Below are 26,690 nucleotides of genomic sequence, written 5' to 3' on the forward strand. Positions count from 1 at the left end.
TGAAGGCCGGGATGAACAATCGAAAGGGAACCGGCATGCCAGCACCAGCATGGGAACCAGTACAGCGGGTCCGCACCTACGAACAGGTCATGACCCAAATAGAAGACCGCATCCTGGACGGCAGGCTCAAAGCCGGGGACAAGCTCCCCAGTGAACGGGACCTGTCAGCCCTCCTCAACGTTTCCCGGCCGTCACTGCGGGAATCACTCCGGGTCCTGGAAGCCCTCGGCATCGTGGACATCCGTCCGGGCGGCGGTGCCGAGGGCGGGGCGGTACTCGTTGGCGAACCCGGGTCAGGCTTCGTGAACCTCCTCAAGCTCCAGCTCGCCCTCGGGCAGTTCGACCACACCGAGGTGCTGGAGACCCGGATCGCGCTGGAAACCTGGTGCTGTGAGGAGGCCGCCCACCGGGCCACGGACGAAGACCTCCAGGATCTCGAAGTGATCCTGGACCAGATGGAAGACCCGGATATCACCACGGCGGAGTTCAACCGGCTGGACGCGGCATTCCACGTCCGCATCGCAGAATCCACCGGCAACTCCCTCACGGCACATCTGATGGGGTCCCTGCGGACCGCCATCAAGCGCCAAATGATCGAAGCCTACGCCCGGCTGGAGAACTGGAAGGAAACCGCCAAGGTGGTCCGGAAGGAGCACCGCGACATCCTCGAGGCCATCCGCCAACGAAACGCTGAAGAAGCCCGGCGTGAAGTTGGAAACCACATCCGCAGTTTTTACAACATCGAAAACGCAGAGGCGCTGACACACCAGCAGTGACGCCGGACTCCGGCGGCACACACGGGGGCAGCAGCGCTTAGCGGCACACCACCGCAGGGACAAAAGGTCCCGTATCAAAGGAGATATGAACGCGATGAGCGCTCTCACACAATCCCATGCCCGCCAGGCCGAGCATGGATCGCCGGACAAGCTCAAGGTTGCCATCGGCAGCGCCGTCGGCACCACCATCGAAAACTACGACTTCCTCGCCTACGGAACCGCCGCCGCCCTCTACTTCGGCACCGCGTTCTTCCCCGGCCAGGACCCGCTGGCCGCAACCCTGCTGGCCTTCGCAACTCTCGCCGTCGGGTTCCTCATGCGACCCCTGGGTGGCCTGATCGGCGGCTACCTCGGCGACAAATTCGGCCGCAAACCCGTCCTGGTGGGTGCCCTGCTGGTGATGGGCGGCGCCACCTTCCTGATCGGCGTCCTGCCGACGTACCAGCAGGTGGGCGTCCTCGCACCGATCCTGCTCGTGGCCATCCGCATCGTCCAGGGCCTGGCCTTCGGGGCCGAATGGGGCGGCGCCATCATGATGACCTTCGAACACGCCCCTTGGCGCAAGCGCGGGCAGTACACGGGTATTCCCCAGGCCGGCGTCCCGCTGGGACTGTTGCTGGCAAACCTCGTGTTCCTGGGCACCACCGGCTGGAACAACGAGTGGTCCTGGCGCGTCCCCTTCCTCGCCAGCTCCGTGCTCATCATCGCCGGCATCATCATCCGCATGAAGGTCAGCGAGTCGCCGGAGTTTGAAGAGACCAAGGCACGCGGCGACCTGGTCAAGAACCCGCTGCTCACCGTCATCAAGGAGGACTGGAGGAACATCCTCCGCGTCATCGGCCTCCGTCTGGCGGAATCCGGCGGCTTCTACGTGATCGTCACCTACATGCTGTCCTACCTCTCCACCAACAAGATCGTCGACCGGCAGGTGGGCCTGACCGGCCTCGTCCTCGCAGCCGCCATCGGCATCGTCGCCACCATCCTCTGGGGCAGGCTGACGGACAGGATCGGCCGCCGCCCGCTCTACATCGCCGGCTGCGCCGGCATCATCCTCTTCGGATTCCCCATGTTCCTCCTGGTGAACACCGGGGTGCCGTTCCTGGTGGTCCTTGTCTACGTCATTGCCCTCCCCGTCCTGCACGACATGCTAGCCGGCTCGCAGGGCGGCTGGTTCTCCGAACTGTTCAACGCCAACACTAGGACCTCCGGGGCCTCCATCGGCTACCAGTTCTCCGCCGCCCTCTCCGGCTTCATCCCGCTGATCGCAACCGCGACGGCGGCAGCGTGGGGCTGGGGCGGCGTGTCAATCGTCTACATCGGCTGCGGCCTCATCGGCCTGATCGCCGCCCTCGCCACCAAGGAAACCTGGAGCGGCCGCGAGATAGCCGAAGTGGACCAGCTCATCGCCTCCGGCAAGTAATTCCCACAAAGGGCCCGGGCTTCTGCCCGGGCCCCTTGGCGTCCCCTCGGACGCAAGCGGGAACGACGACGGCGGCACGCACGTTCCGCCGTCGTCCGTCCTTCCCGCAGCCGCGGCTCAGCCGCAGCACTCCGGGGCTAAGGCGCCAAAGCCCGCTCCGCGGCTGCCGCCCCGGCGCGGAACGCCAGATACCTCGGATCCCCGGGTCCCACCAGCCGGCCCAGCGCCTCGACGGCTGCCACATCAGCGGAACCCATATCCGTGCACAGCCATCCAATCAGCAGTCCCGCGTCGCCGCTGGACCGCACGGCCGAACCAACTGCAAGATCCAACCGGTCCCGCAACAGTTGCACCGCCAGGACCCCGGACCTGCTGAGCAGGGGAGCGGTGTATGCCTCCAGCGCGTCGGCCACCCGCCCGTCGCGCAGCCACCGCAGGACCCGCGCCGCATCCGAACAGCCGGCCAGGCCCGCAGCAAACCGGTACGGGTTCGACTCCACGGCATCGCCCAGCAGGGTGCGGACCCGGAACATCTCCGTCCGGATGGCCTGCGGCGTCCCCGCATCACCGTGCAGCTCGTAGGCCAGTTCTTCTGCAGTCCAGCCCTGGACCCGTGAGTCCAGCAGTGCCAGGATTTCCGCGCGCCGCAGCGTCAGGGGTACCCGCCTGCCGTCCCGGAAACCCGCGGCGGGCTTGTCACCCAGCAGCTCCAACGCCTCCACCGCAGCCACTGGCCGGGCCGCCTGCCGGGACGCACTTCGGCCAGATGGGGCACTCAAGGACCTCCCGCCGTCGGACGTTCCCAACAGTGCCTCCGCCACCCGGACGGCGCACCGCACCATCCGCAGCGTGTCCGCGCTGATGGTGTCCAGCGGTCCCGAAACGTCCAGCACGCCCAGCAGCGCACCCGTCAAAGGGTCCGTGATGGGCGCCGCCGTGCAGGCCCACTCGTGGTGGGTGCGGACCAGGTGCTCGGCGGAGAACAGCTGCACGGGCCGGCCGGCGAGCAGCGCCTCGCTGATGGCGTTGGTTCCGATGCCAGCCTCGGACCAGTCGGCCCCTTCGGAGAACTCCAGCCGGTCCGCGCGCCGCAGCACGTCCGGGCTGCCCACCCGCCACAGGATCTCGCCGCGGGCGTCGGTGAGCACCAAGAGGTGCCGCCCGGAACTGGAATCGTCGGCCAGCAGGTCGTGCAGCGCCGGCATGACCAGCTGCAGCCGGTGCTCCCGCCGCAGCTCCAGGACGTCGGAAACGTCGTGCAGGTGCCGCGGGCTGTGCTGGTCCGGGCTGATGCCCAGGGCCATGGAGCGGCGCCACGACTCCGCCAGGTCGTGGGGGATTTCCGGGCGCGGGACACCGGAGATGACCAGTTCGTGGGCGCGGCGCAGGGCCCGCGAGTACTTCGCCGGGTCCGAAAACCTCAGGCCATAGTCCAAAACAGTGTCCTCCTCACCGGCGGCACCCTTGCCGACAGTGCCCGTGTAACGCGGATGAAACCCCCACTGCGTTGCAATGGTGATTGCAGCTCACGCCCGTACCAGCTTAGCGCAGGGGATTCCGGCGGGACGGGGCCGCCGGGACCAACAGACATACGGACCATACGACACAAAGGAGTGGACATGACCGAAACACCCACCGCAGCCGCGCAGGCCTGGCTGACCGAATTGGATACCGCGCTGCAGCGGCGCGACGTGGACGCCGCCGTCGAGCTTTTTGAGGACGAAAGCTACTGGCGCGACTTCGTGGCGTTCACCTGGAACCTCAAGACGCTCGAAGGCAAGGCGGACATCCGGCAGATGCTCGAGGCGACGCTGGACCACGTGCAGCCTTCTGATTGGGCCCTGTCCGAGGACGCCACCGGCGCCGACGGCAGCGCGGAAGCCTGGATCACGTTCGAAACCGCCGCCGCCCGCGGCTACGGCCACCTCCGGCTGCGGAACGGCAAATGCTGGACGCTGCTCACCACCATGCAGGAGCTGAAGGGCTTCGAGGAGAAGAAGGGCACCCGCCGCGAGAAGAGCGTGGCGCACGAGATCATCAAGGGCCGCCGTTCCTGGCTGGAACAGAAGGAGGAGCGCGAGGCGCGGCTCGGCTACGAGGAGCAGCCCTACACGGTGATCATCGGCGGCGGGCAGGGCGGCATCGGCCTCGCGGCCCGGCTGCGGCGCCTGGGCGTCCCCACCCTCGTCATCGAGAAGAACCAGAAGCCGGGCGACTCCTGGCGGAACCGCTACAAGTCCCTGCACCTACACGACCCCGTCTGGTACGACCACATGCCCTACCTGAAGTTCCCCGACGACTGGCCCGTCTTCGCCGCCAAGGACAAGATCGGCGACTGGCTGGAGCACTACACCGCGATCATGGAGCTGAACTACTGGGGCGGCACCGAGTGCGTGGGCGCCGAGTTCGACGACGGCACCCAGGAATGGGTGGTCCGTGTAGTCCGCGACGGGTCGCCGGTGACACTGCGGCCCAAGCAGCTCGTCTTCGCCCTGGGTGTCTCGGGTTACCCGAACATTCCAGCGTTCGACGGCGCGGGGTCCTTTTTGGGGGAGCAGCGGCATTCCTCGCAGCACCCGGGCGGTGGAGACTGGACCGGGAAAAAAGCCGTGGTGATCGGCTCCAACAACTCCGCGCACGATATCTGCGCCGACCTGTGGGAGCACGGCGCCGACGTCACCATGGTGCAGCGCTCCTCCACCCACATCGCCCGCAGCGAATCGCTGATGGACCTTGCACTGGGCGACCTGTACTCCGAGCGGGCTTTGGATGCAGGGGTGACCACGGAGAAGGCCGACCTGCTGTTCGCGTCCCTGCCGTACCGGATCCTGCCCGGGGCACAGGTGCCCGTGTACCAGGAGATGGCGTCCCGGGATGCTGAGTTCTACTCCCAGCTGGAGGCCGCCGGCTTCGACCTGGACTTCGGCGTGGACGGGTCCGGGCTGTTCGTGAAGTACCTGCGGCGCGGCTCCGGCTACTACATCGACGTCGGCGCCTCCCAGCTGATCATCGACGGCCGGGTGCAGCTGAAGTCGGGGCAGGTTTCCAAGATCACGGGCAACGCCGTGGTGATGGCCGACGGTTCGGAGCTCGAAGCCGACCTCATTGTCTACGCCACCGGCTACGGCTCCATGAACGGCTGGCTGGCGGACCTGGTCTCGCCCGAGATCGCGGACCGGGTGGGCAAGTGCTGGGGTTACGGTTCAGACACGCCGAAAGACCCTGGACCTTGGGAAGGGGAGCTGCGCAATATGTGGAAACCAACCAACGTCCCCAACCTCTGGATCCACGGCGGCAACCTGCACCAGAGCCGCCACTACTCCGCCTACCTGGCCCTGCAGCTTAAGGCCCGGATGGAGGGGCTGGAGACGCCGGTGTACGAATTGCAGCCCAGCCACCACACCCGCTAGCCACATTCACAGCATGGAGGAATCATGAAGGCAGCACGTTTCCACGCCCGCAAGGACATCCGGATCGAGGACATCCCGGAGCCGGAGCTCAGGCCGGGAGCGGTGAAGATCGACGTCGCGTGGTGCGGCATCTGCGGGACGGACCTGCACGAGTTCCTGGAGGGGCCCATCTTCTGCCCGGCGCCGGGACACCCGCACCCGCTCTCCCACGAGGAATCACCGGTGACCCTGGGCCATGAGTTCTCCGGGACCGTGTCCGAGGTCGGCGAAGGCGTGGAGGGGCTGACGGTGGGTGACAACGTCGTCGTCGAGCCTTATTTCGTGGACGGCGACTGCGACATGTGCCAGGCGGGCAGTTACCACCTGTGCCGGCAGATGGGCTTCATCGGGCTGTCCGGCGGCGGGGGAGGGCTGAGCGAGAAGATCGTGGTGGACCAGCGGTGGGTGCACCCGATCGGGGACATTCCCTTGGATGAGGCCGCGCTGATCGAGCCGCTGTCCGTGGCGCACCATGCGGTGGCGCGCAGCGGCGTCAAGGCCGGCGACGTTGCCCTGGTGGGCGGTTCCGGGCCCATCGGCCTGCTCACCGCGGCCGTCCTCAAGGGCATGGGCGTCACCACGATCATCAGTGAGCTCACGCAGGCCCGCAAGGAGAAGGCCACCTCCAGCGGGGTGGCGGACCACGTCCTGGACCCCAGCCAGGAGGACGTTCCGGCGCGGGTGCTGGAACTGACCGGCGGCACGGGTGCGGATGTCGCGTTTGAATGCGCGGGCGTGAACGCGGTGCTGGACACCATGCTCGACGCCGTCCGGCCCGGCGCCGTGGTGGTCAATGTGTCCATCTGGGGTGCTCCGGCCACGGTGGACATGCAGAAGCTGGTGCTGAAGGAGATCGATCTGCGTGGCACCATCGCCTATGTGCGGGACCACCCGGCCGTGATCAGGATGGTGCAGGAGGGCAAGGTGGACCTCAAGCCGTTCATCACCGGCCGGATCGCCCTCGATGACCTGGTGGAGCAGGGCTTCGACACCCTCATCAACCACAAGGACACGGCCGTCAAGGTGCTGGTGCACCCGTAGGCTCCGGTGGGAAGGCGCTAGGAAGGACGACGGCGGGACGCACGTGCCGTCGTCGTCCTTCCTGCCTGGAGGCGAACCTGCGCGGGGTCGGTAATCGAGGTCTACAGTGGATGCATGGCTTCCGGCCGCAAACCGCTCGACGAGCTGCGTGAGACCATCGGCCACCTGGCCGATCAGCTCAAGCTGCCCGGCGGTTCCGAGCGCGTCGACGACCTGGTGGGCGATCTCATCGGTGTACGGCCCGGGCCGGCCCGGCCGTTGTCCGAGCTGCAGGCTGAACTCGACGCGCTGGTGGGACTGGAGACGGTGAAGGAACAGGTGCGGGCCCTCGTGGCGCTGCTTCAGGTCCAGGCCCGCCGCAAGGCGCACGGCCTCCCGGAGGTGGCCACCTCACAGCACCTGGTGTTCCTGGGAAACCCGGGCACGGGCAAGACCACGGTGGCGCGGCTTCTGGCCGAGATGTACCGGGCCGTCGGCCTGCTGCAGAAAGGCCATCTGGTGGAGGTGGACCGTTCGGGCCTGGTGGGGCAGTACGTCGGCCAGACCGCCATCAAGACGGACCGGGTGATCCGGCGTGCCCTGGACGGTGTTCTGTTCATCGACGAGGCCTACGCGCTGGCCCCGGAGGACGGCCGGATGGACTTCGGCCCCGAGGCGATCGAGGTCCTGCTCAAGCGCATGGAGGACCACCGCCACCGCCTGGTGGTGATCGTTGCCGGGTACCCGCGGCTGATGGAGTCCTTCCTGCTCTCGAATCCCGGACTGCGCTCCCGGTTCGCCCGCGAGATCACGTTCCCCGACTACTCGGTGGACGCCCTCCAGACGATCTTCCACCAGATGCTGGCCCAGCACGAGTACACGCTGGAGCCGGGGGCGGACCAGATGCTGCGCCGCATCTTCACTGGGCTCCACGCGGGCGAGGACTCCGGCAACGCCCGGTTTGCTCGCACTTTGTTCGAGCAGGCGATCAACCGCCAGGCGCTGCGGCTCTCGCTCGACGAGGAACAAAGCCTGGACGCGCTCGACCGCGAGGCCGTCATGACCATCACCACGGACGACATCGTCGGGGCCGCGCTGGCCTTGGGCGAGGAGCCGGAGCCGGAACCTGGGCCGGAGCCGGAGCGGCCACGCTGGTGGCACTGGCTGGTCTGACCGCGACAGCCAGGGCTGGTCGCAGGAGGAGATCTGAACGCGTCAGGTCCACGAGGTTGATGAGGTCATGAACCGCCGCGGAGCCAGTGAACACCGCCGCCGCCTTGTGGAAGGCCTGCACGGATTCGTCGTGGAGCTTGGGGCTGGGGCCGGGCCCTCCTTCTCGCTCTACCCGCCGGCGGTCACCCATGTCCTGGCCGTTGAACCGGACGACTACCTTCGGGGACTTGCCCTGCAGGAGGCACGCACGGCCCCCGTCAGGGTGACGGTGATTCCCGGAACCGCTGAGCACGTCCCGGCGGACACTGCCAGCGTTGACGCCGTGGTGGTCAGCCTGGTTCTGTGCAGTGTCCAGGATCAGGGCGCTGTCCTGGCGGAGATCCGGCGCATTTTGAAGCCGGGCGGGACGTTGGCCTACTACGAACACGTCCGCTCCGAACGGCCCCTCGTGGCAGCGGTTGAAGACCTGCTGACGCCTGTCTGGCAGCGCGCCGCCGGTGGATGCCACCCCAACAGGGACACGCTCAGTGCCATCAGGGCGGCCGGCTTCACCGTTCGGGACCATGAACGGTTCGGCTTCGCGCCTACTGCCCTGGCCCCTTCCGTGGCCCACATCCTGGGCAAGGCCACGAGCCCGGGCTTGCCCGGCTGAACGAACCGTACACTGGGGGTCATGGTCTCCCGTATCAGCGAACTGGTCCTGAACTGCGCCGATCCCGAACTGCTCGCGCGGTTCTGGTGTGGCGTCCTTGGCTACGTCGAGCTTGACCGGGAGGACGGCGCCATCGAGATCGGCCCGGCCGATGCCGGGTTCGGTGGCTTGCAGCCCACCATCATCCTGAGCCCCAGCACCAATCCGCGGACCGGACGGCTGCCACTGCACATCGACGTGAACCCGATGGACCGGGACCAGGACGCCGAGCTGGAACGGTTGCTGGCCCTCGGCGCCCGCCCGGCCGACGTCGGGCAGGCCGGCGGCGAGCAGTGGCACGTGCTGGCGGATCCTGAGGGCAACGAGTTCTGCCTCCTGCGCAGGCGGCTCGACGCCTAAGCCGCGGCAGGGCCCCTTCGGTGAGGCACCCAAGGAGGCGCCGCCGTCGGACGTTCCCCGAAGCGACTCTGCCGTCGCCTGCTCCAACGCTCTCGCACTTTTGGGTGCCCGGCGGGTCCGAGGGGTCACAGACGTCAAGCAGTGCAAGTGCTGGCAAAGGGATGTTCGAGCCGGTCTACGCCTTCTCGATGAAGCCGTCATTGGTAAGACGGAGAGCCGCTGTCATCGTGGGGCTTCCAAGCTGAAGCTGACCTTCCTCGCGATTCACCCGGACGAACTTGCCAAGGTCATCGAGCATCGTGGGCTTCGATGCCAGGATCAAGTCGAGCGCATTCTCAACCTGCTTGGGCGTCAGCGCTTGAACTGCACTGGCCAGCTCAGCCGTAAGTCCCCCATCTTCTACGCGAGCATTGGCCAGGAGCCGCATCTTCATATTGACGAATTCCTGGGCGATGAGTGCTTCGGCGAAGTGCTGTCGCGCCTCGGCGCTGGTTATGTTTGCCTCGTACGTTCTGAGGGCGTCACCGACCGCGTACGTCTCTTCGACGGAGATAGTTTGGGCGTCAGTTGTAAGCACGTCCGATCCTGCATGCTTGTCTGCCCTGCGCCGCGCCTTGCGCTCCTGCCATTGGTCCCGCTTCTTGTTGAAGAACGGGATCATGCGCTCGTGCCAGAGGCGCTGTAGGCGCGGCTGCGCCCACTCAGTGGCTTTGGCGAGGGCGAGCATGACGAGGAGTCCGAGCACTTCCTCAAGTTCCTCTTGCTCACGTGTTTTTTGGCGCGGAAGCTCGATGTATTCATCGGAGAAGGTGAAGTGAGGGTCCCTAGGTGTCGGCTCGTTCGCAGCGCTCTCGCTACCATCCTTGAGGCGAATTTCGACGTGCTCGGGCCCCTTGTCGGTGGAATTAGGTGTGAAGCCGCGACTCCATCCTTCCGTCTTCTTCGAGTCCGCCAGGCGCCCACCCTTAGGCATCCGTATGACTGCATCTACCTCGATGTAGTCCTCGCTTCTAGCCACGATCCGCCTTCCGTTGGCGCCACGGGCACCGCGTGCCGCTCAATGTCATGCGCCTCACTATAGGCCTCGGGTGGGCTGAAAGGGGATCCTCGTGGGGCGGGCAAACATCACGGGGAGAATCGACCCGGGATGATTTCGAATGCGGGAAAGCCGGTCGGTGCCTTATGGAGTACGACCGCCTCCACGTTGCGAGGACGCTCTGTTACAGTCAGGCCCCATGACCGAACTCCGTCTCGGCCCTTCCGGCACCGTCGGCTTCCTCCACACGGCCCAGGTCCACGTGGCCACGTTCGAAACCCTGTCCCAGGAGCTCCTGCCCTCCGCCCGCACGGTCCACCGGGTAGATCCTGACGCTTTGGAGCTTGCCCGGCAGGACGGAACCGCGGAATCGGTGCGCGCCGTCGTCGCTGCCCACCTTGCGGAACTCCGGAAGGCCGGGTGCGAGGTGGTCCTGTGCACCTGCTCAACGCTCGGCGAGGTAGCGGAAGAACTGTCGGGCGACGGCCTTCGGGTGATCCGGATCGACCGGCCGATGCTTCGCCGGGCCGTGACGCTCGGCCCGCGAATCGGCGTCGTCGCGGCGATCGCCAGCACGGTCGGGCCCACCACGAGAGTCCTCGCCGAGGAGGCTGCGGACGCCGGAGCCGATGTGTCGCTTAAGGTCAGCGTCGTGGATGGAGCGTGGGATGCCTTCCTCAGCGGAGATGCGGAGCTCTATCACTCCCGCATCGCGGAGGCGGCGCGTGCCCTCGCAGACTGTTGCGACGCCGTCGTCCTCGCCCAGGCGAGCATGGAACCCGCCGCCACCCGGCTGTCCGGGCTCGCGACACCCGTCCTGACAAGCCCCCGTGCCGCGGTCGAAGCGATGGCCGCGGGCATCCCGTCCCTTGGGTAGCTCCGCTCCGAATAGCAATGGGAGGTGGAGGCACATGAACGGACCGTCCGCTCACAGCGGGCCGCACTGGCGCCGGGTGATGGCGGCGCTTGCCAACCGGGACGCGCGGACCGCTTATGCGCAGATCGTGCTCGGTGAGGATGTCCATGCCGACGCGAAGGAGCAGCGCCGTGCCCGGGCAATCGCCATCTTGCTGGTGGCCGGGCTGGTGGAGCCGTCCGGGGACAACCGTTACCAGGCAGCCGAGACGGTCTTCCGGGAGTTGCTGTCCCAGCAGCCCAAGCGCCAGCCAAAGACCGGGGTGGACCGTTTCCTGCGCCTGGGCAGGATCGACAGGTACCCGGCCAGTGCGGCGGACCGGCGCGAGCTCCTGGCCTGGATCGTCAGCGAAGCCATCCAGCCGGGGGAGGACCTCACGGAGCGGCAGGTGAATGAGCGGCTGCTGAGCTACACGGAGGACGTGGTGCTGCTGCGCCGCTACCTTGTGGATTTCGGGCTGCTGGAGAGGACCGCATCGGGGTCCTCGTATTGCCGGCCGGAATGAGCACCGGCAGCTTAATCACCAGAGCTTAGAGCGGCTGCCTTTCGCCGACGCCCACTGAACCGCCGGGCAGAACGTAGTTCCGCCGTCGTTCTTGTATACGTTCCTGTTGGCCCGGCGACGGAATTCTGGCGCCTTTCGCCCTGTTGCAGCGGGCGCACGCCGCGACGAAGTTTTGCAGGCTCGTGGAGCCACCTTTGGACCACGGGTAGAAGTGATCCCCGTGCTCGGCTGGACGGGAACACCGGCGCCTGAATCCGGCTTCCATTTCGCATTGGCCGGCTGCGCGGGCCATCCCCTCGCGGCGCTGCTGGCGCGTGAAGCGCCTAACCGGATCCCGGCGTCGGACGTCGCGGCCCACTACGACTGCCGCCACGATGGCAAGGGCCACCAGCAAGCCTCCAGGCAGTGCAATTGCCTCCAGGACGCGGCTGGCCATGCCCTGGAGCACGCCCGTTACGCCGGAGATGCCCGGTCCCGAAGCTGTCACCGCGCTATTCGGCATGAGGGACAGGAGTATCGAAAATCCCAACCACAGAATCGTTGCCGAATAGGCTAATTTGAGCGTCTGCCGGCTCCAGTAGATGCGTCTCAACTCCACCATAGAGTTATCCGCCACCGCGCCGGTTACCGTTCGCACCCCACACCGTCCCGATCGTTGTCGAGACCATAGATGTCTGTTCCAATGACGGTGACAGGTCCCCTCACATACGCAGGCCCGTTACCGCTTCCTCCGGCGCAATCGACGTCAGACGCGATGGGCACACATGCTCCCGCGTAGTTCGGGTCGCATCCGGACGGTGCCGCTGGGGCGGCAGGCCGCACAGGCGCCTGCACCTTAGCGGCTGCCGCTGCGGCAGCTGCTTGCTGCTGGCGGGCTGTCTCAGCGGCAGCGGCCGCCTGACGGGCCGCTTCCGCAGCGGCCTGGTCTGCTGCTGCCTTGGCGGCGGCTTCCTGGGCCGCCTTGTCCGCGGCCGCCTTCTCCGCGACCTTAGCTGCCGCCGCCGCCCTCGCATCAGTTACGCGTTTCGATTCCGACTGCTCCAGCCACTGCAGTTTTCCGGCATCGGTCATGGTGCAAATAAAGACCTTCGGCGAATACTTTTCGGTCGCATTTTCGGTGAGGCAGGCAGACGAGGCCGGCGCGGTTGGAGTGGGGGTCGGCGATGCCGTGGAGGATGCGGACTCGCTCGACGGGGAAACAGCGAGGGAGGCCGCGGATTGGCCTCCGCAGGCTGTCGCTGAAATGACTACGGCGACCGACAGAGCCACACCAGCCACCCGCCGTCGGGAAATCCGTGGCTGCGGCCAAGGCCGGACCAAAAGGCCAACTCCTTTGTTGACAGGCTTCGGCGCGTCATTGCGACCAAAGAATGTATTCATTTATTGCCCCCATTTGTTCAAGTAGATGCGAAGCGTTCGCACAGCATGACCCGCGGCCTGCTGTTGGCAGGGAAATGAGCAGGGCCATCCAAGCAAGTCTGATGCCCGAGCCTCAACGTCTGCTCAACTTCGTCCCAGGTTTGGCGCAGGAACAGGGACGACTCGATAGGCGGCTCGTGACCGTCACGGCGGCCGACGGCATTGGCGACGCGGGCGAAGCGCTGCAACCGCACTCCGAAATGGTCTTCAGGTGCCCATAAAGCGGGATTATCGACACCATTCACCAAAATTGCTTGACTTATAGACACTAAATAGCGTTTCATGGTGGAAATCAGTAATCATGATGTGGATCACAGGCAGGCTAGACCGCCGTCACACCTGACCCGCAGATGAAACCGAAAAAGGAGTGCGAATGCACAGCTTCGCCGTTGACCCGGGTTCCACCGACATCACACCGGTGTCCTTCCACCCCGTCCTCTGGATCTGCGCCGCCGCCGTGTTTGCGGTCATCGTGCTCCAGTCCGTCATTTACCTGCGGGCCATCCGCAAGGCCGCCGGCTCGGCCAACCTCACCGACGCACAGGTGACGGGTTCGCTCCGGCGCGGCGGCATCGCCGCGATCGGCCCCTCGCTCGCCGTCGCCCTCGTTGCCGTCTCGCTGCTCCCGCTCTTCAGCACCCCGGCCGTGCTGACCCGCATCGGCCTGGTGGGCTCCGCTGCGTTCGACGTCGCCGCGGCCGGCCTCGCCGCGCAGTCACAGGGTGCGCAGCTCGGCGGCCCCACCTACACCCAGAAGGTCTTCGCGATCGGCTTCGCCGCCATGACCCTGGGCGGCCTTGTGTGGATGCTTACCGCGCTCATCCTCACGCCCATCCTGTCCAAGGGCGACAAGACGCTGCGCAAGGTCAACCCCGCCATCATGACCGTGGTCCCCACGGCCGCCATCCTCGCCGCGTTCTTTACGCTCGCGTTCACCGAAACCACCAAATCAGGGGTCCACATTCTGGTGCTGCTTGTCTCGGCGGCCGTGATGGGCCTCTGCATCGCGGCCGCGAAATTCCTGGACAAGCCCTGGCTGCGCGAGTGGGGCCTCGGCATCGCCATCTTCGTGGCCCTCGCCGCCGCCTTCTTTGTCACCGCCAAGTAGCACGAGCCCAGGAGAACCGCTCATGTCAACCAAGACCGCATCCCTCGACGGGCTCGCCCAGTTCGACCGCACCACCTCCATCTGGGGCCCCATCACCCTGGCCCTCGGCTTCCTTGTCTCCCTCGCCGCCGCGCTGTTCGCCGCGTTCGGCACGGGCCTCGGCATCACGGGCCAGGAGGTGTGGACCGCCTTCGGCATCGTCTTCGCGACCTTCGGCATCATCGCCGTCGTCGAACCGATCGCCTATTACCCCATCCTTGGACGCTCCGCGATGTACCAGGCGTTCATGATCGGCAACATCGCCAACAAGCTGCTTCCCTCCGCGCTCATTGCCCAGACCGATCTCGGCGAGAAGCCGGGCACCCGCCGGGCCGAGCTGATCGCGGGCGCTGCGATCATCGGTGCCGCTTTCGTCCACATCATCACGCTCATCGTCCTGGTGGGCTTCCTCGGCACCTGGCTCCTGGGCCTCCTGCCGGCCGGCGTGGTCGCGGTGGCCCGCCTCTACATCCTCGCCGCCGTCTTCGGCGCCGTGACCGTCCAGGCCGTCGTATCGATGAAGAACATGCGAATCACCATCATCGCCGCGGTGGTCTCCGCCGTCGTGGTCTACGGCGTAATCAAGCTCGCACCGGCGCTCGCCAACTACGCCACCGCCATCGCCGTCGTCGCCGTGATCCTCGTCGCCTGGTTCGCCCGCAAGCGCACCGAGGAGTCCGGGGCACCTGACGCGCCGGTGTCCGCCGGGCACTGACCCCGCGACCAGCACCGACCAGCACTGACCTGAACCTGAGTGATACGAAAGGCCATCATGACTGACACCACCACCGTCGCCCTCGCCAACGGTATCGAGGTCCCCGCGGACTTCGTCACCGAGCACATCGCCCTCTACAAGGACTACCACCGCGCGCCGGAGCTGTCCTCAGAAGAGCACCGCACCGCGGAAGCGATCGAGGCGCGGCTGACCGACCTGGGAATCGAGCATTTCCGCTCCGGCGGTACCGGCGTCGTCGGCCTCCTCACCAACGGCGAGGGCCCGGTGGTGGGCTTCCGCGCCGACACGGACGGCCTGCCCATCGCCGAGGCCACCGGACTGGACTACGCGAGCACCGCCACCGGCACCCTGCCCGACGGCAGCGAGGCACCCACCATGCACGGCTGCGGGCACGACACCCACATCACCGCCGCCCTGGCCGCTGCGCAGTACCTCACTGCGAACCGCGACGCCTGGCACGGGACCGTGGTGCTCCTCTTCCAGCCCGGCGAGGAAACCGCATGGGGCGCCAAGGCAATGGTCGACGACGGACTCTGGGACCGTGCGCCGCGCCCCGAGGTGGTCCTCGCCCAGCACGTGATGCCCCTCGAGGCAGGCAAGTTCTGGCTCCGCCCGGGCAACATGGCCAGCCTCGCGGACTCCTGGCGGATCACCGTCCGCGGCCGCCAGGCCCACGGCTCCCAGCCGGAGAAATCCCTCGACCCCATCGTCGCGGCCGCCTCCATGGTGCTCCGCCTGCAGACCATCGTCTCGCGCGAGCTCGCCCCCATCACGCCGGCCGTGGTCACCGTGGGCACCTTCCACGCCGGCCTCAAGGAAAACATCATCCCGGAGACCGCCGAGTTCAGCGTCAATGTGCGCACCCCCGACGAGGATGTCCGCGCCCACGTCCTGGCCTCCATCCGCCGCATCGTCGCCGCCGAGGCCGCCGCCTCCGGCATCGACGAGCCCGCCATCGTGGAGATCAACCGCTTCCCGCGCCTCTTCAACGACGCGGAGCACACCGCTCGCGCCACCGCCGCGCTCGAAGCCGCGTATGGCGCCGGTTCCGTCATTGCCCAGCCGCTCGGCATGGGCTCCGAGGACGCCGGCTGGCTGGGCGACGCGATCGGCGTCCCCGTGGTGTTCTGGTCCTTCGGCGCGTTCCCCGCCGAGGCCTTCGCCGACGGCGCCGCGCCCGCCGGCAACCACTCGCCGCAGTTCGCGCCCGACGCCGAGCTCGCCGTGATCAACGGCACCGGCGCCGCACTCGCGGTGCTGCTCGAGTACCTGGGCAAGTAGGTGACGTACGACGGCGGGTGCGCATCCGCCGTCGTACGCTCGCCTGAAGCGCCGGGGAGGTTGTCCGGGAGAGGCCAGACGGGATGGAAGGATGGTACGCATGCTCGACGACCTTGACCGCCAGATCGTGGCGGCCCTCATCCGCAACGGCCGGGCGCCGTGGCGGCTCATCGCGGAAGTGCTGGGGCAGCAGGAGCGCACCGTGGCCCGCCGCGGCAACAGGCTGCTCGCGTCCGGGGAAGTGCGGGTCCAGTCGTTCCCAAGCCCCGGTGCGCTGGCGCCCGTGGACCTGTACCTGCTTCGTGTCGCCGCCGCACCGTCGGCCGTCGCGACGATCGGGACCTGGCTTGCCGAACGGCCGGAGACGCACTGGATCAGCGCGCTGGCCGGGGCGAGCGAATGCGTCGTTGAGCTCTTCCTCGAGCCCGACGCCGTGGGTCCGTTCCTGTACGGCGAACTCGCCGCGCTCGACGGCGTCCGCGACCTCTCGCTCGAGCCGATCTTTGAGTACTACCGCACGGTCTCAGGCTGGCGGCCTGACGTCCTCACCCCGGAACAGTACGAGGCACTCAGCCCCTCCGAACACCCGCAGTTCGCCACCCGGTACACGGAACTCGGGATGCCGCAGCTCGACGAGCAGAACCGTGCCCTGGCCGAACTCCTGCGCGCCAACGGCCGCATCACCATCGACGAACTGGCCGCAGGGCTGGGGGTGTCCAAAGCCACCGCCAGCCGGCGGCTCGAAACCCTCATCGACGACGGCGCCGTGTATGTCCGTGCCGTCCTGGACCCCTCAGCCATCGGGTACCCCGTCGAGGGGATCCTGACCGTGCGCGCCGAGGCTGCAGCCCTGGATGCCGCCGGCCGGTACGTCGCCGACCTCCCCGCCAGCCGCTGGGCCGCCAACATCGCCGGCACCATCCTCGTCCAAACCGCCACCCGGACCCTCGCGGAACTGCGCGGGGTCATGGAAGGGATCGCGGCGCATCCCGGCGTGACCGGCGTGGACCTCTCGCTGGTGGCAGGGATCTACAAGCGCAGCACGGTTGCCTACGTGGACGGCAAGCTCCCGCTTCTTCAGGCCGGCTGATTCCTTCCAACAGCAACGCGGGGTCACTCCCTGCCCGATGAAGTCGCCTCATCGGGCAGGGAGTGACCCCGCGTTGGATGTGGTTATGGGCGGACGGCGCCTGCCAGTTCTGTGGAGCTGTCATCGGAGTTCACTTTGTCCGCCTCGCCGAGATCCTTTTCCTTCGACTCTTTAGCGAGGTAGGTGGCGACGATGCTGATCAGGCAGATACCTGCCACAAAGAGGGCAACCATCGGGTAGTTGTTGCCATTGCCGGTGGCCAGAATTGAGATGGCGATTAGCGGGGCAAAGCCTGAGCCGATTGTCGACCCGAGTTGGTAGCCCAGGGAGGCGCCTGAATACCGGTTTCCGGTGCCGAACATTTCGGCGATGAAGGACGCCAGGGGTCCGAAGATGGCCGAGTGAATCAGCGCGTTTCCTACCAGCAGCGCCACAAGGCAAAGCCACGTGTTGCCCGTGCTGAAGGAATAGAGCATGGGGTAGGCGAAGAGCAGACCCACGGTGGAGCCCCCAAGAATTACCGCACGGCGTCCCACCTTGTCCGAAAGTGCCCCAAAGAACGGCATTGAGACGACGTGGACAATGGCGGCCACTGCCTGGACCATGAGCGCGTCCGGAACGGAGACGCCATTCTTGGTCATCATGGAAAGAGCGAATGTGCCCATGAGCGCCAGGTAGACGAAGGCGCCGACTGAACTGAACGCCGAGATGGCCACGGCCTTCGGGTACTTCGTCAGAACGATCCACAGCGGCGAACGGACCTTCCCGCTCTTGTTCTTCTCCGCTTCCTCCATCATTTCCTTGAAGAGCGGGGACTCCTGGACGGAAAGGCGAACCCAGAGGCCTACGGCCACGAGGAGTGCACTGAACAGGAAGGGAATGCGCCAGCCCCAGGCGAAGAACTGTTCGTCCGTCATGACGGTCCGGACGCCCAGGACGATGGTGGTTGAGAGCAGGGTGCCAGTGGCGGCGCCAACGTTAGCGATGCTCGACGCGAAGCCGCGGCGGCCCTTGGGCGCGTGTTCCAGGGCCAGCAGTGCTGCGCCGCCCCATTCGCCACCCACGGCGATGCCCTGCAGCAACCGCAGGGCCACAAGAAGGATGGGCGCCGCGAGGCCGATCATTTCAGCCGGCGGAATCAGCCCGATCAGCACGCTGACGCCGCCCATAAGGGACATGGTGATCACCAGCATGGACTTGCGGCCCACTTTGTCGCCAAAATGGCCGAAGATTATTCCGCCAAGGGGACGGGCGACGTAACCCACGGCGAGCGTCGCGAACGATGCGAGCAGGCCTCCGAGGTCGCCGGCGCCGGCAAAGAACACCTTTGAAAAGACGCCCAGGCTTGCGATGACGCCGTAAAGGAGGAAGTCGTAATATTCGATGGAACTTCCCAGGTACCCGGAAAGTATGACCTTCTTCAACTGGGGCGAAAGTTTTTTATCATTAGTGGTTTGCATGCCGGTAGCCATGGCGCTCCAAGGTGCATCGAAGGGTGTGAGGGAAAGCCTCAGTGCTTTCCCCGAAAATCTGTCCGTCATCAGTGACGGCAGTCACCTAGGGCGTTCCCCATAGTAGGAGCGTTATTCTAGAAAGACCTAATAGCTATAGATTAGGACTCCTCAAATATGAATCTTGCCGGTGGGACGGCGATGACCATTCAAGCGGGCGTTGGCTAGGACTGCCGGCGCGGGCGGACCAGCGTGGTCCACAGGTGCCAGAGCATCGCGACGAGCGTGGCCAGGTAGGCTGCGACTGCCAGCCAGAGTTCCGCCCTGCCGATCCCCGCGACCACGGGCAGATGGTCGGCCCTGCCCAGGTAGATTCCGGCGACGGCGTACATGCCCAGGGGGAAGATGACGCTCCAGAGGCCGGGTTCGTAGGACAGCGGCACCCGGTGGATGATGTGCCGCCACCACCCGGCCGCAATGAGGACGGGAAAGAGCCACGACGCGAAGGACCAGAACACCACCGAGGCGCCAGCCACCAGCCCCCGGGTCACGTCCACCATGGGCGCGCCGGCCATCTCCACGATCCGGGCGCCGGCCAGGACGCTGATGGCCATGGCGCCCATGGAGACGAAGTACTGGGGCCGGAGGTCCTCCGGCCGGATGGGGTAGGTCATCAGCCGCAGCGAGACGAAGACCCCCACCGCCGCGTACAGGATGAGGCCCACCGACCAGGCCACCACGGCCACGAGCGCCAGGGCCGGGCGCCAGTCCGGGCCGGCGAGCGGCTCAACCGACGCCGCTGCCACGGACACGGACTGGCTGGCCACGCACCAGATGAACCAGCTGCCATTGGCGTCCTTGACCACGGGCCGCTCATCCCGCCCCAGCACGGCAGTCCACGGCACAACATAGCCCAGCACCAACCACGCGAGCACCGCCACTGACAGGAGCCCCGCCGTCGTGCCTTGCCACCCCGCCATGCCCAGCCGCACGCCGAGCACATTGGCCCCGGCGATGAACGTGAAGAAACCGAACGCCCGGGCGGGGTCCAGGAAGTCGCGGCGCATTGCCGCCGGGAACCGGAACAGCCGGAACAGGCTCAGCGCCAGGATCACCACGAAGGAGACTGCACACACCGCCAGCAATGCAACGGACAGTTCATGGAAGCCCTCGAGTTCCAGCCCCACCGAGATGATGCCGCTGGCCATGGTGAGGGCGAAATACCCCGGCGTGAGGGTCCGCACCGCCTGCGCCGCGCGGGAGCCGAAGGAAGCCGGAACAGCGGCAGGGGTGTTCATGGGTCCAAGTTTAGGGATTCCGTGTGCGGAGCATCGCGGCTGAGTCTTTTCAGCGCCCAGTCCCAGTTGACCAGCTCCTGCTCAAGGCGGACGCCGGTGCCGAACCTGCCGTTGCCCAGCCCGACGTACATCGCACTCTCTTCCGGCGTCAGCCGGCTCAGGGCTGCCGTCGACGGCGCCGGCTCGGCCACCCATGCATCCCGGTGCGCCAGCAGGGTCTCCTCATCCATCAGCACGCTCTGAACATGGGGGTGCACTGCCCGCAGCTGGTCCAGGATGCGGAAGCCGTGGGTATCGACGTCGCCCCAGTAGAGGATCCTGCAGTCCCGCAGCCAGTCGGCGTGCCGCAGCGAACTGAACCCGTAGCCGCCCCCATACAGCGCCAGTGTCCCGGCCTGCTCCGGCAGCGCCAGGAAATTCACCTGGTTTTCCGTGGCGATCACCGTATCCACCATCAGCCGCAGGGAAGTGAAGGCCTCCGCCGTGACGGTAACGTCCCGGGCACCGGCGAACTGGCCGGCATTCGGGTCCAGGAGCCGGAACCGCACCAGCTCCGGCGGATGCAGGAATCCGTGCCGCCGCGCAAAACGGGCCGCCGGTGTCCGGCCGGCGCCCTCCTCCAAGGCCGCGTCCCCCTCCCCGAAATCGGACGGGGGCCCCTCCACGGTTTCGGCCCCAGCGTCCGTGCCCGGATTCGCGTCCGCGTCCGGATTCGCCTCCGCGTCCGGTCTGCCAGCAGCAGGCCCGACCGCGGCCAGCAGCTGATCGATGACCTGCCGGTGACGCTCGACAAACTTGGTGTGCACGCCGGCCATGCTGAGCTGCCGGACGTAAATGCCGGGCTCGGGGTTCTCCCGGAGCCAGAGAGCCACCCGGCCCGCCGTCAGTGCGTCCGACCCCAGCTCCAGCAGCTTGTGGTGCCGTTTCAGCGCCCAGCCGCGGAACAAAGGATGCAGCCGGCACAGCTCCCCGGCTAGCTCCATAAAACCGGCAGCCTCCCGGGCCTTGCCGATAAACGCAAGCTCGTCCTCCACCGCGGCGAAAACGGCCGCCGCCGGCAGCTGGTTGGAACCCACCGTGGTGCGCCCCACTTCGGCAGTCTCCAGCGTGAATGGCCCGACGGCGGCAAAAAGCTCCGCCGCCCACGCACGGGCCGCAGCATAATCCCGCAGGAGGGCCGCCGCCGTCGGACGTTTCAGCGGACGACGGCGGGGGTACAGTCCGCCGGGTTCCAGCACCTCCCGGAGCAGCGCACCGCTGCTCCACGCCTTCTGTGATTGCTCGCGCAGGTCGGCCAGGGTGGTCCAGCCGTGGGCGCCGCGTGCGTCACCGCCCATGCCGGTCCTTTTCCGCGCGGTATTCCTGGATGGTCATGTTCCGCAGCTGGGAATCGTCGCCGTTGGTGTTGGCTACGAAACCCACGTGCGAGACGAACGGTTCGATCACGTGGATCTTCTGCAGGGGAGTGACAATAAGCAGCTGAAGCTTCATGCGCTGAAACAGCTCCAACCCGTACCGTGCGGATTCGTCCGAACCCCGGCCGAACGCCTCGTCAATGACCACGAACCGGAAACTCCGGCCACTGCCCGCATTCCTGCCGGCGCTCTTGCCGGACCCCAGCCCGAACTGGAACGCCAGCGCCGCGGCCAGGATGGTGTACGCCAGCTTCTCCTTCTGCCCGCCGGACTTGCCGCCCGAATCGGTGAAATGCTCGTACTCCTCGCCGGTTTCCGTCCACTTCTCCGAGGCCGAGAACGTGAACCAGTTCCGCACATCGGTGACCTTCGCGGTCCATTTCCTGTCGAGGTCCGTTAGCCCTTCCCGTCCCCGGAACCGGTCGATGAGCCGCTCCACCTGCAGGTACTTCTGCTCGGAGTACTGGTCGTCGTCGCCGATGGTTCCTTCCGAGCAGGCCCGCAGGTCGTTGCCGAACTCGCGCACGTCCTGGTCCGACGTCTGCTGGTGCTCCAGCTGGATGTGGCGGCCGGTGTTGTACGGAATGCCCGCCAACGACTCGTTGATCTCGCCGATCCGCTTCACGATGTCCTGCCGCTGGCTGTCCAGGTACGCGTTGAAGGCCACCACCTCGCGGATGGTGTTCTGGTTCAGCAAATCCTTGAACTGGTTCTCGAACCGCGGCAGGTCGTTGCCCTCCAGCTGCTCCAGCAGCCGGCTGTAGTCCGCCGCGGCTTCCAGTGCGGCGTCAAAATCGGTGGTCTCGTTGGGGTACCTGTTCCGGAAGTCCGCCATTTGCCGGACCGTGTTTTCGCCGGCCCGCGCTATCCGCCTGGCCAGCGCATCGATGGTGTCCGTGAGACCGCCCCGCACGGCACTTTCCACGGTGCCCGTGGTCCGGTAGGTGAGGGTTTTGCCGCCGAGCGCGGCTTCGGTGAGGCGTCCGACGGCGGCCAGAACCACGGCGTCGTCCGTCACCGGCGTCTCGGTCAGGACGCCGCGGCACTCCTCGATGGCCTCGGCGATGTCCCTGGCGTCCTTCTCGTTGGCGCCGAGCCGCTGCTGCAGTTTGCCCGACTTGTCCTCAAACCGTTCCAGGTCTTCGGCGACCTGCGTCTGCTTGGCCATCAGCTGCCGCAGGACATCACTGGTGGTCTCCAGCGCGCGCTTCTCCGCCTTCAAATCCTCGATGCTGCGCGCCGTGGCCTGCCAGCTGATCTCGCCGAATTCCTTCACCGAGCTCACCAGGCCGAGCTGCCGGTTCTGCCGCCCCAGGCCGCCGAGTGCGTCGTTGACCCGCTGCAGCTGGCCCGCCACCACCTTCAGCCGGCCCTGCAAGTCATCCTGCTCACTGCGGAACCGGGCGATCTTGTCGTGGTTGTCCCAGCCCAGCACGTAGTTGCGCCGGTCCGCCAGGTCCTTCCGGTCATCCTTCTCGTGCCGGCCCCGGCCGCCCTTGAGCTGGCCGTTGGCGGTCAACGCCTTGGGGTAGCGGCGGAAGTCCGCGAGGTTTTCGCAGCAGAAGTAGTCGAACCGGTTGCTGAGTTCGTCCTGCAGGAAGTCCCGGAACGGCGTGCCCTGCTTGATGGCGATTTTGGCCGCAAGAGTACCCGGCTCCGCGGCCTTCGGAGCGTAGGTATCGCCGATCCTCAGGTAGACGAGTCGGCCGCGCAGGTTGTTGGCGTCCACCCAGCTACTGACCTCGGGGTAGTGCTCAGCCGGCACCAGGAGGGAGAGGGCGAACCCGTGCAGAGTGCGTTCCGCGGCCCCTTCCCAGGCGGACTCACCGTCGCGGATTTTGAGGAGCTCACCCACGTAGGGTAGCTCGGAGTCCTTGATTCCGGTTCCTTCGCAGAGCCGGCGGCGGATATCCAGCTGCGGGAGCGGGATCAGGTTGCGCCGGGCCTGCAGGCTGGTGAGCTCGGCGGTGATGTCTGCGGCCTGATTGGTCAGGACGGTCCGTGTCATGGTCAGCTCGGTGCGCTGGTCCTGCAACTCGTCCGACGCCCTGCCCAGTTCTGCCTCCACCTCGGCGAGCCGTGCCCGGTTCGCATCAAACAGTATCCGGTCCTCGGGCGCCTGCAGCCCCAGCTCGGATGCGGCAGCGGCGTAGTCCTCGAAGCGCTGCCGCTGCGCCGCGGACTCTGCCGCGAGCCGGGCAAGGTCGGCGTCGATCGCGGCGAGCCGGCCGCCGCCGTTGGTGCGGATGTCCTCCTCCACGCCAGCCAGGTCCCGCCGCAGCTGTTTGATGTCACCGGTCAGGCGGGCCGAGTCCTCATGGAGCCGGGCGCCCGTCCGCTCCAACTCGAGCTGATGCTCCAGACTCAGCTGCAGTTTCCGGTCCGTGAACCACGGGCGCAGCTGGTCCCGCTGCTTCCGGGCCAGGAGATCCTCGGCACTGAGCGTGGCGTGCTGAGCGGCGCCGGCCCTGATGGGCGTCAGCAGCGTGATCTGGTCCTTGGCGCGGAGGACGGCGTCGTGGGCCTTCTTGAGATCGTCAAAGTGGTGGATCAGGTTGGTGATGCGGTTAGCGACGCCGTCTTCTTCCAGCATGTTGCCGCGTACGAACGAGGTGATGTTTTCCACCTGCTTCATGGACACTGTGCGGTGGAACAGCTCCATGGCCTGGTTGCCGCTGATGCCGAACTGCCGCTTAAACGCAGCCGAGTACGGCTCAAAGGAGTCATGGACCGAGGCTCCCGCAGCGCGGAGTTTCTTCTTCAGCTTCAGCGGGTCCTGGCCGAAGTTGCTGAAATCGGCGGCGATGGACTGCTCCGCCTCCGCGAGAGAGTAGAAACGGTTGGGCTGCCCCGCTTCCTGGGTGGCCCACAGCGTGATGCCCAGCGTGACCCACTTGCCCAGCACTGCATTGTGGAAAACGCCGAGCACCACGGTCAGCTGGCCCGTCCCGCGCAGGGCAACCGGCTTGGAATACTCGCCGCCGGTGCTGCGCGCACTCTTGTGGAAGCCCCGCACATACGACATCAGGGAGCGTTCCTTCTTTTGCGCCCCTGCCGCCTTGTTGTACTCAATTCTGTGCGCGGGAAGGAGCAGGGTAGTGATGGCGTCCACCACTGTGGACTTGCCCGACCCGATGTCGCCGGTGAGCAGGCTGTTGGCCCCGTCCAGGCGGAACGTGCGCACACCTTGGTGGAACGTGCCCCAGTTGAGCAGTTCCAGACGGTGTAGCCGGAAGCCCGGGGGAGTGCCGCCGTCGGCCGCTGTTTCATCCAGGCTGAACAGGCTCTCCTGCAGGTCCGTGCGCAGGTCCGCTGTCACTTGTCCTCCTCCGTATCCGTCGCTCCAGCGGCAGGGGCGTCCCCGAGCGGCTCGCCAGCGAGCGTGGCACGGTAGTCAGCCAGCCGCGCGTCGAACTCCTCCATCCACTGCGCGTCCACGTACGCCTTGAGGATCCGCGCCACCTCGTACGTGTCCGCCTGTCCCTTGAGCCTGCGGAGAAAACCGAGCTCCACTACTTTCCTGATGTCCGTGCCCAGCCGGTCCAGGACCTTGGCCTCGTTGCTGGACTCGGGGAGAAACACCGCCACCAGGTCCGCGATCTCCTGGCCGGTCATGATGAGCCGGAGCTCGCTGCTGTTGACGTCGAACTCCATCATCCGGCGCCGGAGGAGGGCCAGCAGCAGGCTGACGTTGAAGGTCAGGGTGCGGCGGGCGATCAGGCGGGGAAGCGTGCCGTCCGGATCCTCGCGCGAGCGCAGGAACGCGTAGCCCTCGGATTCGTCCACGATGAGGTCCAGGCCCAGCACGGAAACGTAATCCCTCGCGTGGGAGGTCAGACCGAGCAGGGACTGCCACACCTTCTCGTCGTTTTCCGCATAGAGCACGCCTTTGAAGAGCCGCGTGACGACGGCGGGGAGATCCTCCGGCGTGCTGGTTTGCGTTAGTGCTGGAGTGGAGCTTGGAGTGGCGGAGTTCATGCCGGCCTTCCGAAAATGATTTGATCGATGGTTGCTTCGCGGGTGCTGCCGTCCGGCAACTGCCACGCCAGGCGCTGGGACTGCTCCGGGTTGATGGTGGCCCACGGGGATTCGGTGGCCAGCTGGTAGTAGGCCACCACCTCGGCCAAACCCTGGGTCAGCGGAAACGCCGCGGTGATCTCCGCGAGGGTGGCCTGCTCACTGTCAGCAAGCACGGAGTCCACGTTGACTTGCAAGAGTTCCTTGTCCACGTAGAACTGGCTGAACAGGGCAGCTGCGTCCACATCGGCGTCGTCGGCGGTTTGCACCTCGTCGTCCACCAGCACCTTCCGGCTCGGCTCGTACAGCGGCCGTTCGAACGGCAGCACCACGTCCACGGACGGCGCATCGATCTCCATAAAAACGCCCGACGGCGGCGCCTCCCGGGTGCCCAGCGCGCCGGATTCGATGCTGCGGATCAGTTGCATAATCCGTTTGTTTTCCAGGAACACCTTGTCGTCCAGGAGCCGGCGCATTTGCTGGGAGAGCTGACGGACGGTGGCCTGGGTCTGTTCCACCGCCGGCAGCCAGTCCTGGTGGAGGTGTGTGACGGCGTCCAGGCTGTCGCTGTGAGCCAGGGCCTCGATCCGGGCAGCCCGGTAGAGCAGGTCCTGCAGTTCGGTACGCAGCTGAGGGGACATCAGGTAGTCCCAGAATCCCTGGAAAGTTCTGCCTTGGAGCGAGCTGCTGATGTCCTGCTGGTTGTTGAAGATGGATTCGAGCAGTTCGCCCTGCGTTCCGGCCCAGGTGGCGATCTGTTCGCGTACCTGGCGGTCCAGCTTGCGGAAATTCTGCTCGACCTCGCGGAAATCTGACAACAGGTCCTTGGCCAGGGACCTGAGCTGCTGCAGATGGTCCAAGGCTTCCGGGCCGGTCATCACGCGGACATGCCCGTCGCGGATGCGCTGCATCTCGCCGTCTATCCCGTTCCGCTGGCGCTGCAGTTCGGCCAGCCTCACTTCAGGATCTGTTTCAGACTGCTGTACCAGCTGCTTCAGTACCGCGAAGATGCTGGTCAGGCGGGATTGAGTGGCCACGAAGTCCCGGCCGCGCAGGCTCTCCACCCAGCGGACCACATCCTCCGCCGCAGCGGTGAGGTCGTAGTGCGGCTCGTCTTCGCCCGGCACATAGTACTTCCGCAGCCATTTGCGTTGGTCGGCGGCCCAGTCGTCCAGGTAGTCGCCGGCGGGGCGCGGAAATTTGTCTTCACCCTCGTTATCACGGAGGCCGAACAGGACATCCTCCAGGACGTCGATGAGTTCCTGCCGTCCCAGGTTCCGCTGGTTGGGCCCGGTGAACGCCGCCATGAAGAACGTCACGGCCAGCGGCGCATTCTGGGCACGCAGGAGCGACCAGCCTGCGTGGTTTTCGCGCAAAGAATTGATCGCGTAGAAGTCCATTGGGGTCCCGTGTTTGGTGCGGCACGTCGTCGTTCTTCACTCTAGGCGACACCCCGGACATTCCCACCCCACGGTTTCCGGCTGCACCTG

The 26,690-nt window shown here is 66.5% G+C and carries 23 protein-coding genes; 13 read left to right on the forward strand and 10 right to left on the reverse strand.

The features are described from left to right. Window positions 1–35 precede the first annotated feature (35 nt). Complete coding sequence (locus tag NQJ30_RS00060; RefSeq protein WP_255767604.1) at window positions 36–776, forward strand: FadR/GntR family transcriptional regulator; 741 nt, start codon at window positions 36–38, stop codon at window positions 774–776. Between the two features lie 94 nt (window positions 777–870). Beyond that, on the forward strand, window positions 871–2,196 hold the full coding sequence (locus NQJ30_RS00065; RefSeq protein ID WP_255767606.1) for an MFS transporter: 1,326 nt from the start codon (window positions 871–873) through the stop codon (window positions 2,194–2,196). A gap of 137 nt (window positions 2,197–2,333) precedes the next feature. On the opposite strand, the gene NQJ30_RS00070 is transcribed toward NQJ30_RS00065, so the two are convergent. Further along, on the reverse strand, window positions 2,334–3,632 hold the full coding sequence (locus tag NQJ30_RS00070; protein WP_255767607.1) for a GAF domain-containing protein: 1,299 nt from the start codon (window positions 3,630–3,632) through the stop codon (window positions 2,334–2,336). 183 nt (window positions 3,633–3,815) lie between these two features. On the opposite strand from NQJ30_RS00070, the gene NQJ30_RS00075 reads away from it, so the two are divergent. The 5 genes from NQJ30_RS00075 to NQJ30_RS00095 all read left to right on the forward strand — a co-directional run bounded on the left by NQJ30_RS00075 (window position 3,816) and on the right by NQJ30_RS00095 (window position 8,889). After that, on the forward strand, window positions 3,816–5,606 hold the full coding sequence (locus tag NQJ30_RS00075; protein ID WP_255767608.1) for an NAD(P)-binding domain-containing protein: 1,791 nt from the start codon (window positions 3,816–3,818) through the stop codon (window positions 5,604–5,606). Window positions 5,607–5,630: 24 nt separating this feature from the next. After that, window positions 5,631–6,686 carry a 2,3-butanediol dehydrogenase gene (locus NQJ30_RS00080; RefSeq protein ID WP_255767609.1) on the forward strand — a complete coding sequence of 352 codons (1,056 nt, stop codon included), beginning with the start codon at window positions 5,631–5,633 and terminating at the stop codon, window positions 6,684–6,686. Between the two features lie 114 nt (window positions 6,687–6,800). Further along, window positions 6,801–7,838, forward strand: a complete 1,038-nt coding sequence (locus NQJ30_RS00085) for an AAA family ATPase (RefSeq protein ID WP_255767612.1) — start codon at window positions 6,801–6,803, stop codon at window positions 7,836–7,838. A 67-nt stretch (window positions 7,839–7,905) separates the two neighbouring features. Next, window positions 7,906–8,490 (forward strand): class I SAM-dependent methyltransferase, encoded by a 585-nt coding sequence (locus NQJ30_RS00090; RefSeq protein ID WP_255767613.1) that lies wholly within the window; start codon window positions 7,906–7,908, stop codon window positions 8,488–8,490. A 21-nt stretch (window positions 8,491–8,511) separates the two neighbouring features. Further along, the gene (locus NQJ30_RS00095) at window positions 8,512–8,889 is read left to right on the forward strand and encodes a VOC family protein (RefSeq protein WP_255767614.1); all 378 of its coding nucleotides are present in this window, start codon (window positions 8,512–8,514) and stop codon (window positions 8,887–8,889) included. A gap of 175 nt (window positions 8,890–9,064) precedes the next feature. Here NQJ30_RS00095 and NQJ30_RS00100 read toward each other — a convergent pair whose 3' ends face one another. Next, window positions 9,065–9,907: a hypothetical protein gene (locus tag NQJ30_RS00100; protein ID WP_255767616.1), complete on the reverse strand. Its 843-nt coding sequence runs from the start codon at window positions 9,905–9,907 to the stop codon at window positions 9,065–9,067. A 217-nt stretch (window positions 9,908–10,124) separates the two neighbouring features. Between NQJ30_RS00100 and NQJ30_RS00105 the strand changes: the two genes are divergently transcribed. Further along, the gene (locus tag NQJ30_RS00105; RefSeq protein WP_255767618.1) at window positions 10,125–10,802 is read left to right on the forward strand and encodes an aspartate/glutamate racemase family protein; all 678 of its coding nucleotides are present in this window, start codon (window positions 10,125–10,127) and stop codon (window positions 10,800–10,802) included. Between the two features lie 34 nt (window positions 10,803–10,836). Further along, window positions 10,837–11,346 carry a DUF2087 domain-containing protein gene (locus NQJ30_RS00110; protein WP_255767619.1) on the forward strand — a complete coding sequence of 170 codons (510 nt, stop codon included), beginning with the start codon at window positions 10,837–10,839 and terminating at the stop codon, window positions 11,344–11,346. 25 nt (window positions 11,347–11,371) lie between these two features. Here the strand turns inward: NQJ30_RS00110 and NQJ30_RS00115 are convergent, their stop codons facing one another. Together NQJ30_RS00115 and NQJ30_RS00120 are read right to left on the reverse strand one after the other, a co-directional pair. Continuing rightward, window positions 11,372–11,848, reverse strand: coding sequence for an HNH endonuclease (locus tag NQJ30_RS00115; RefSeq protein WP_255767622.1), 477 nt, complete (start codon window positions 11,846–11,848; stop codon window positions 11,372–11,374). 122 nt (window positions 11,849–11,970) lie between these two features. After that, window positions 11,971–12,417, reverse strand: coding sequence for a hypothetical protein (locus tag NQJ30_RS00120; protein WP_255767623.1), 447 nt, complete (start codon window positions 12,415–12,417; stop codon window positions 11,971–11,973). 721 nt (window positions 12,418–13,138) lie between these two features. Between NQJ30_RS00120 and NQJ30_RS00125 the strand changes: the two genes are divergently transcribed. From NQJ30_RS00125 to NQJ30_RS00140, 4 genes are all read left to right on the forward strand, one after another. After that, complete coding sequence (locus tag NQJ30_RS00125) at window positions 13,139–13,873, forward strand: DUF5058 family protein (protein ID WP_255767625.1); 735 nt, start codon at window positions 13,139–13,141, stop codon at window positions 13,871–13,873. 22 nt (window positions 13,874–13,895) lie between these two features. Beyond that, window positions 13,896–14,627: a hypothetical protein gene (locus NQJ30_RS00130; protein WP_255767626.1), complete on the forward strand. Its 732-nt coding sequence runs from the start codon at window positions 13,896–13,898 to the stop codon at window positions 14,625–14,627. Window positions 14,628–14,684: 57 nt separating this feature from the next. Then, on the forward strand, window positions 14,685–15,929 hold the full coding sequence (locus tag NQJ30_RS00135) for an amidohydrolase (RefSeq protein WP_255767629.1): 1,245 nt from the start codon (window positions 14,685–14,687) through the stop codon (window positions 15,927–15,929). 100 nt (window positions 15,930–16,029) lie between these two features. Further along, window positions 16,030–17,019, forward strand: a complete 990-nt coding sequence (locus NQJ30_RS00140; protein ID WP_255767630.1) for an Lrp/AsnC family transcriptional regulator — start codon at window positions 16,030–16,032, stop codon at window positions 17,017–17,019. Window positions 17,020–17,102: 83 nt separating this feature from the next. Here NQJ30_RS00140 and NQJ30_RS00145 read toward each other — a convergent pair whose 3' ends face one another. The 6 genes from NQJ30_RS00145 to NQJ30_RS00170 all read right to left on the reverse strand — a co-directional run bounded on the left by NQJ30_RS00145 (window position 17,103) and on the right by NQJ30_RS00170 (window position 26,600). Further along, complete coding sequence (locus tag NQJ30_RS00145; protein ID WP_255767633.1) at window positions 17,103–18,479, reverse strand: MFS transporter; 1,377 nt, start codon at window positions 18,477–18,479, stop codon at window positions 17,103–17,105. A gap of 215 nt (window positions 18,480–18,694) precedes the next feature. Continuing rightward, window positions 18,695–19,768, reverse strand: coding sequence for a tellurite resistance/C4-dicarboxylate transporter family protein (locus NQJ30_RS00150; RefSeq protein ID WP_255767637.1), 1,074 nt, complete (start codon window positions 19,766–19,768; stop codon window positions 18,695–18,697). Next, window positions 19,765–21,105: a Wadjet anti-phage system protein JetD domain-containing protein gene (locus tag NQJ30_RS00155; protein ID WP_255767644.1), complete on the reverse strand. Its 1,341-nt coding sequence runs from the start codon at window positions 21,103–21,105 to the stop codon at window positions 19,765–19,767. Before NQJ30_RS00155 ends, NQJ30_RS00150 begins: the two co-directional genes overlap by 4 nt. Then, on the reverse strand, window positions 21,095–24,502 hold the full coding sequence (locus NQJ30_RS00160) for an ATP-binding protein (protein WP_255767646.1): 3,408 nt from the start codon (window positions 24,500–24,502) through the stop codon (window positions 21,095–21,097). Before NQJ30_RS00160 ends, NQJ30_RS00155 begins: the two co-directional genes overlap by 11 nt. Further along, on the reverse strand, window positions 24,499–25,161 hold the full coding sequence (locus NQJ30_RS00165; RefSeq protein ID WP_255767647.1) for a DUF4194 domain-containing protein: 663 nt from the start codon (window positions 25,159–25,161) through the stop codon (window positions 24,499–24,501). Before NQJ30_RS00165 ends, NQJ30_RS00160 begins: the two co-directional genes overlap by 4 nt. Further along, window positions 25,158–26,600 (reverse strand): DUF3375 domain-containing protein, encoded by a 1,443-nt coding sequence (locus NQJ30_RS00170; protein ID WP_255767650.1) that lies wholly within the window; start codon window positions 26,598–26,600, stop codon window positions 25,158–25,160. The genes NQJ30_RS00165 and NQJ30_RS00170 overlap by 4 nt, the downstream gene beginning before the upstream one ends. Window positions 26,601–26,690 lie beyond the last annotated feature (90 nt).

Origin of the sequence: Pseudarthrobacter sulfonivorans, from assembly GCF_024391045.1 — a bacterium.
Classification (GTDB): domain Bacteria; phylum Actinomycetota; class Actinomycetes; order Actinomycetales; family Micrococcaceae; genus Arthrobacter; species Arthrobacter sulfonivorans_B.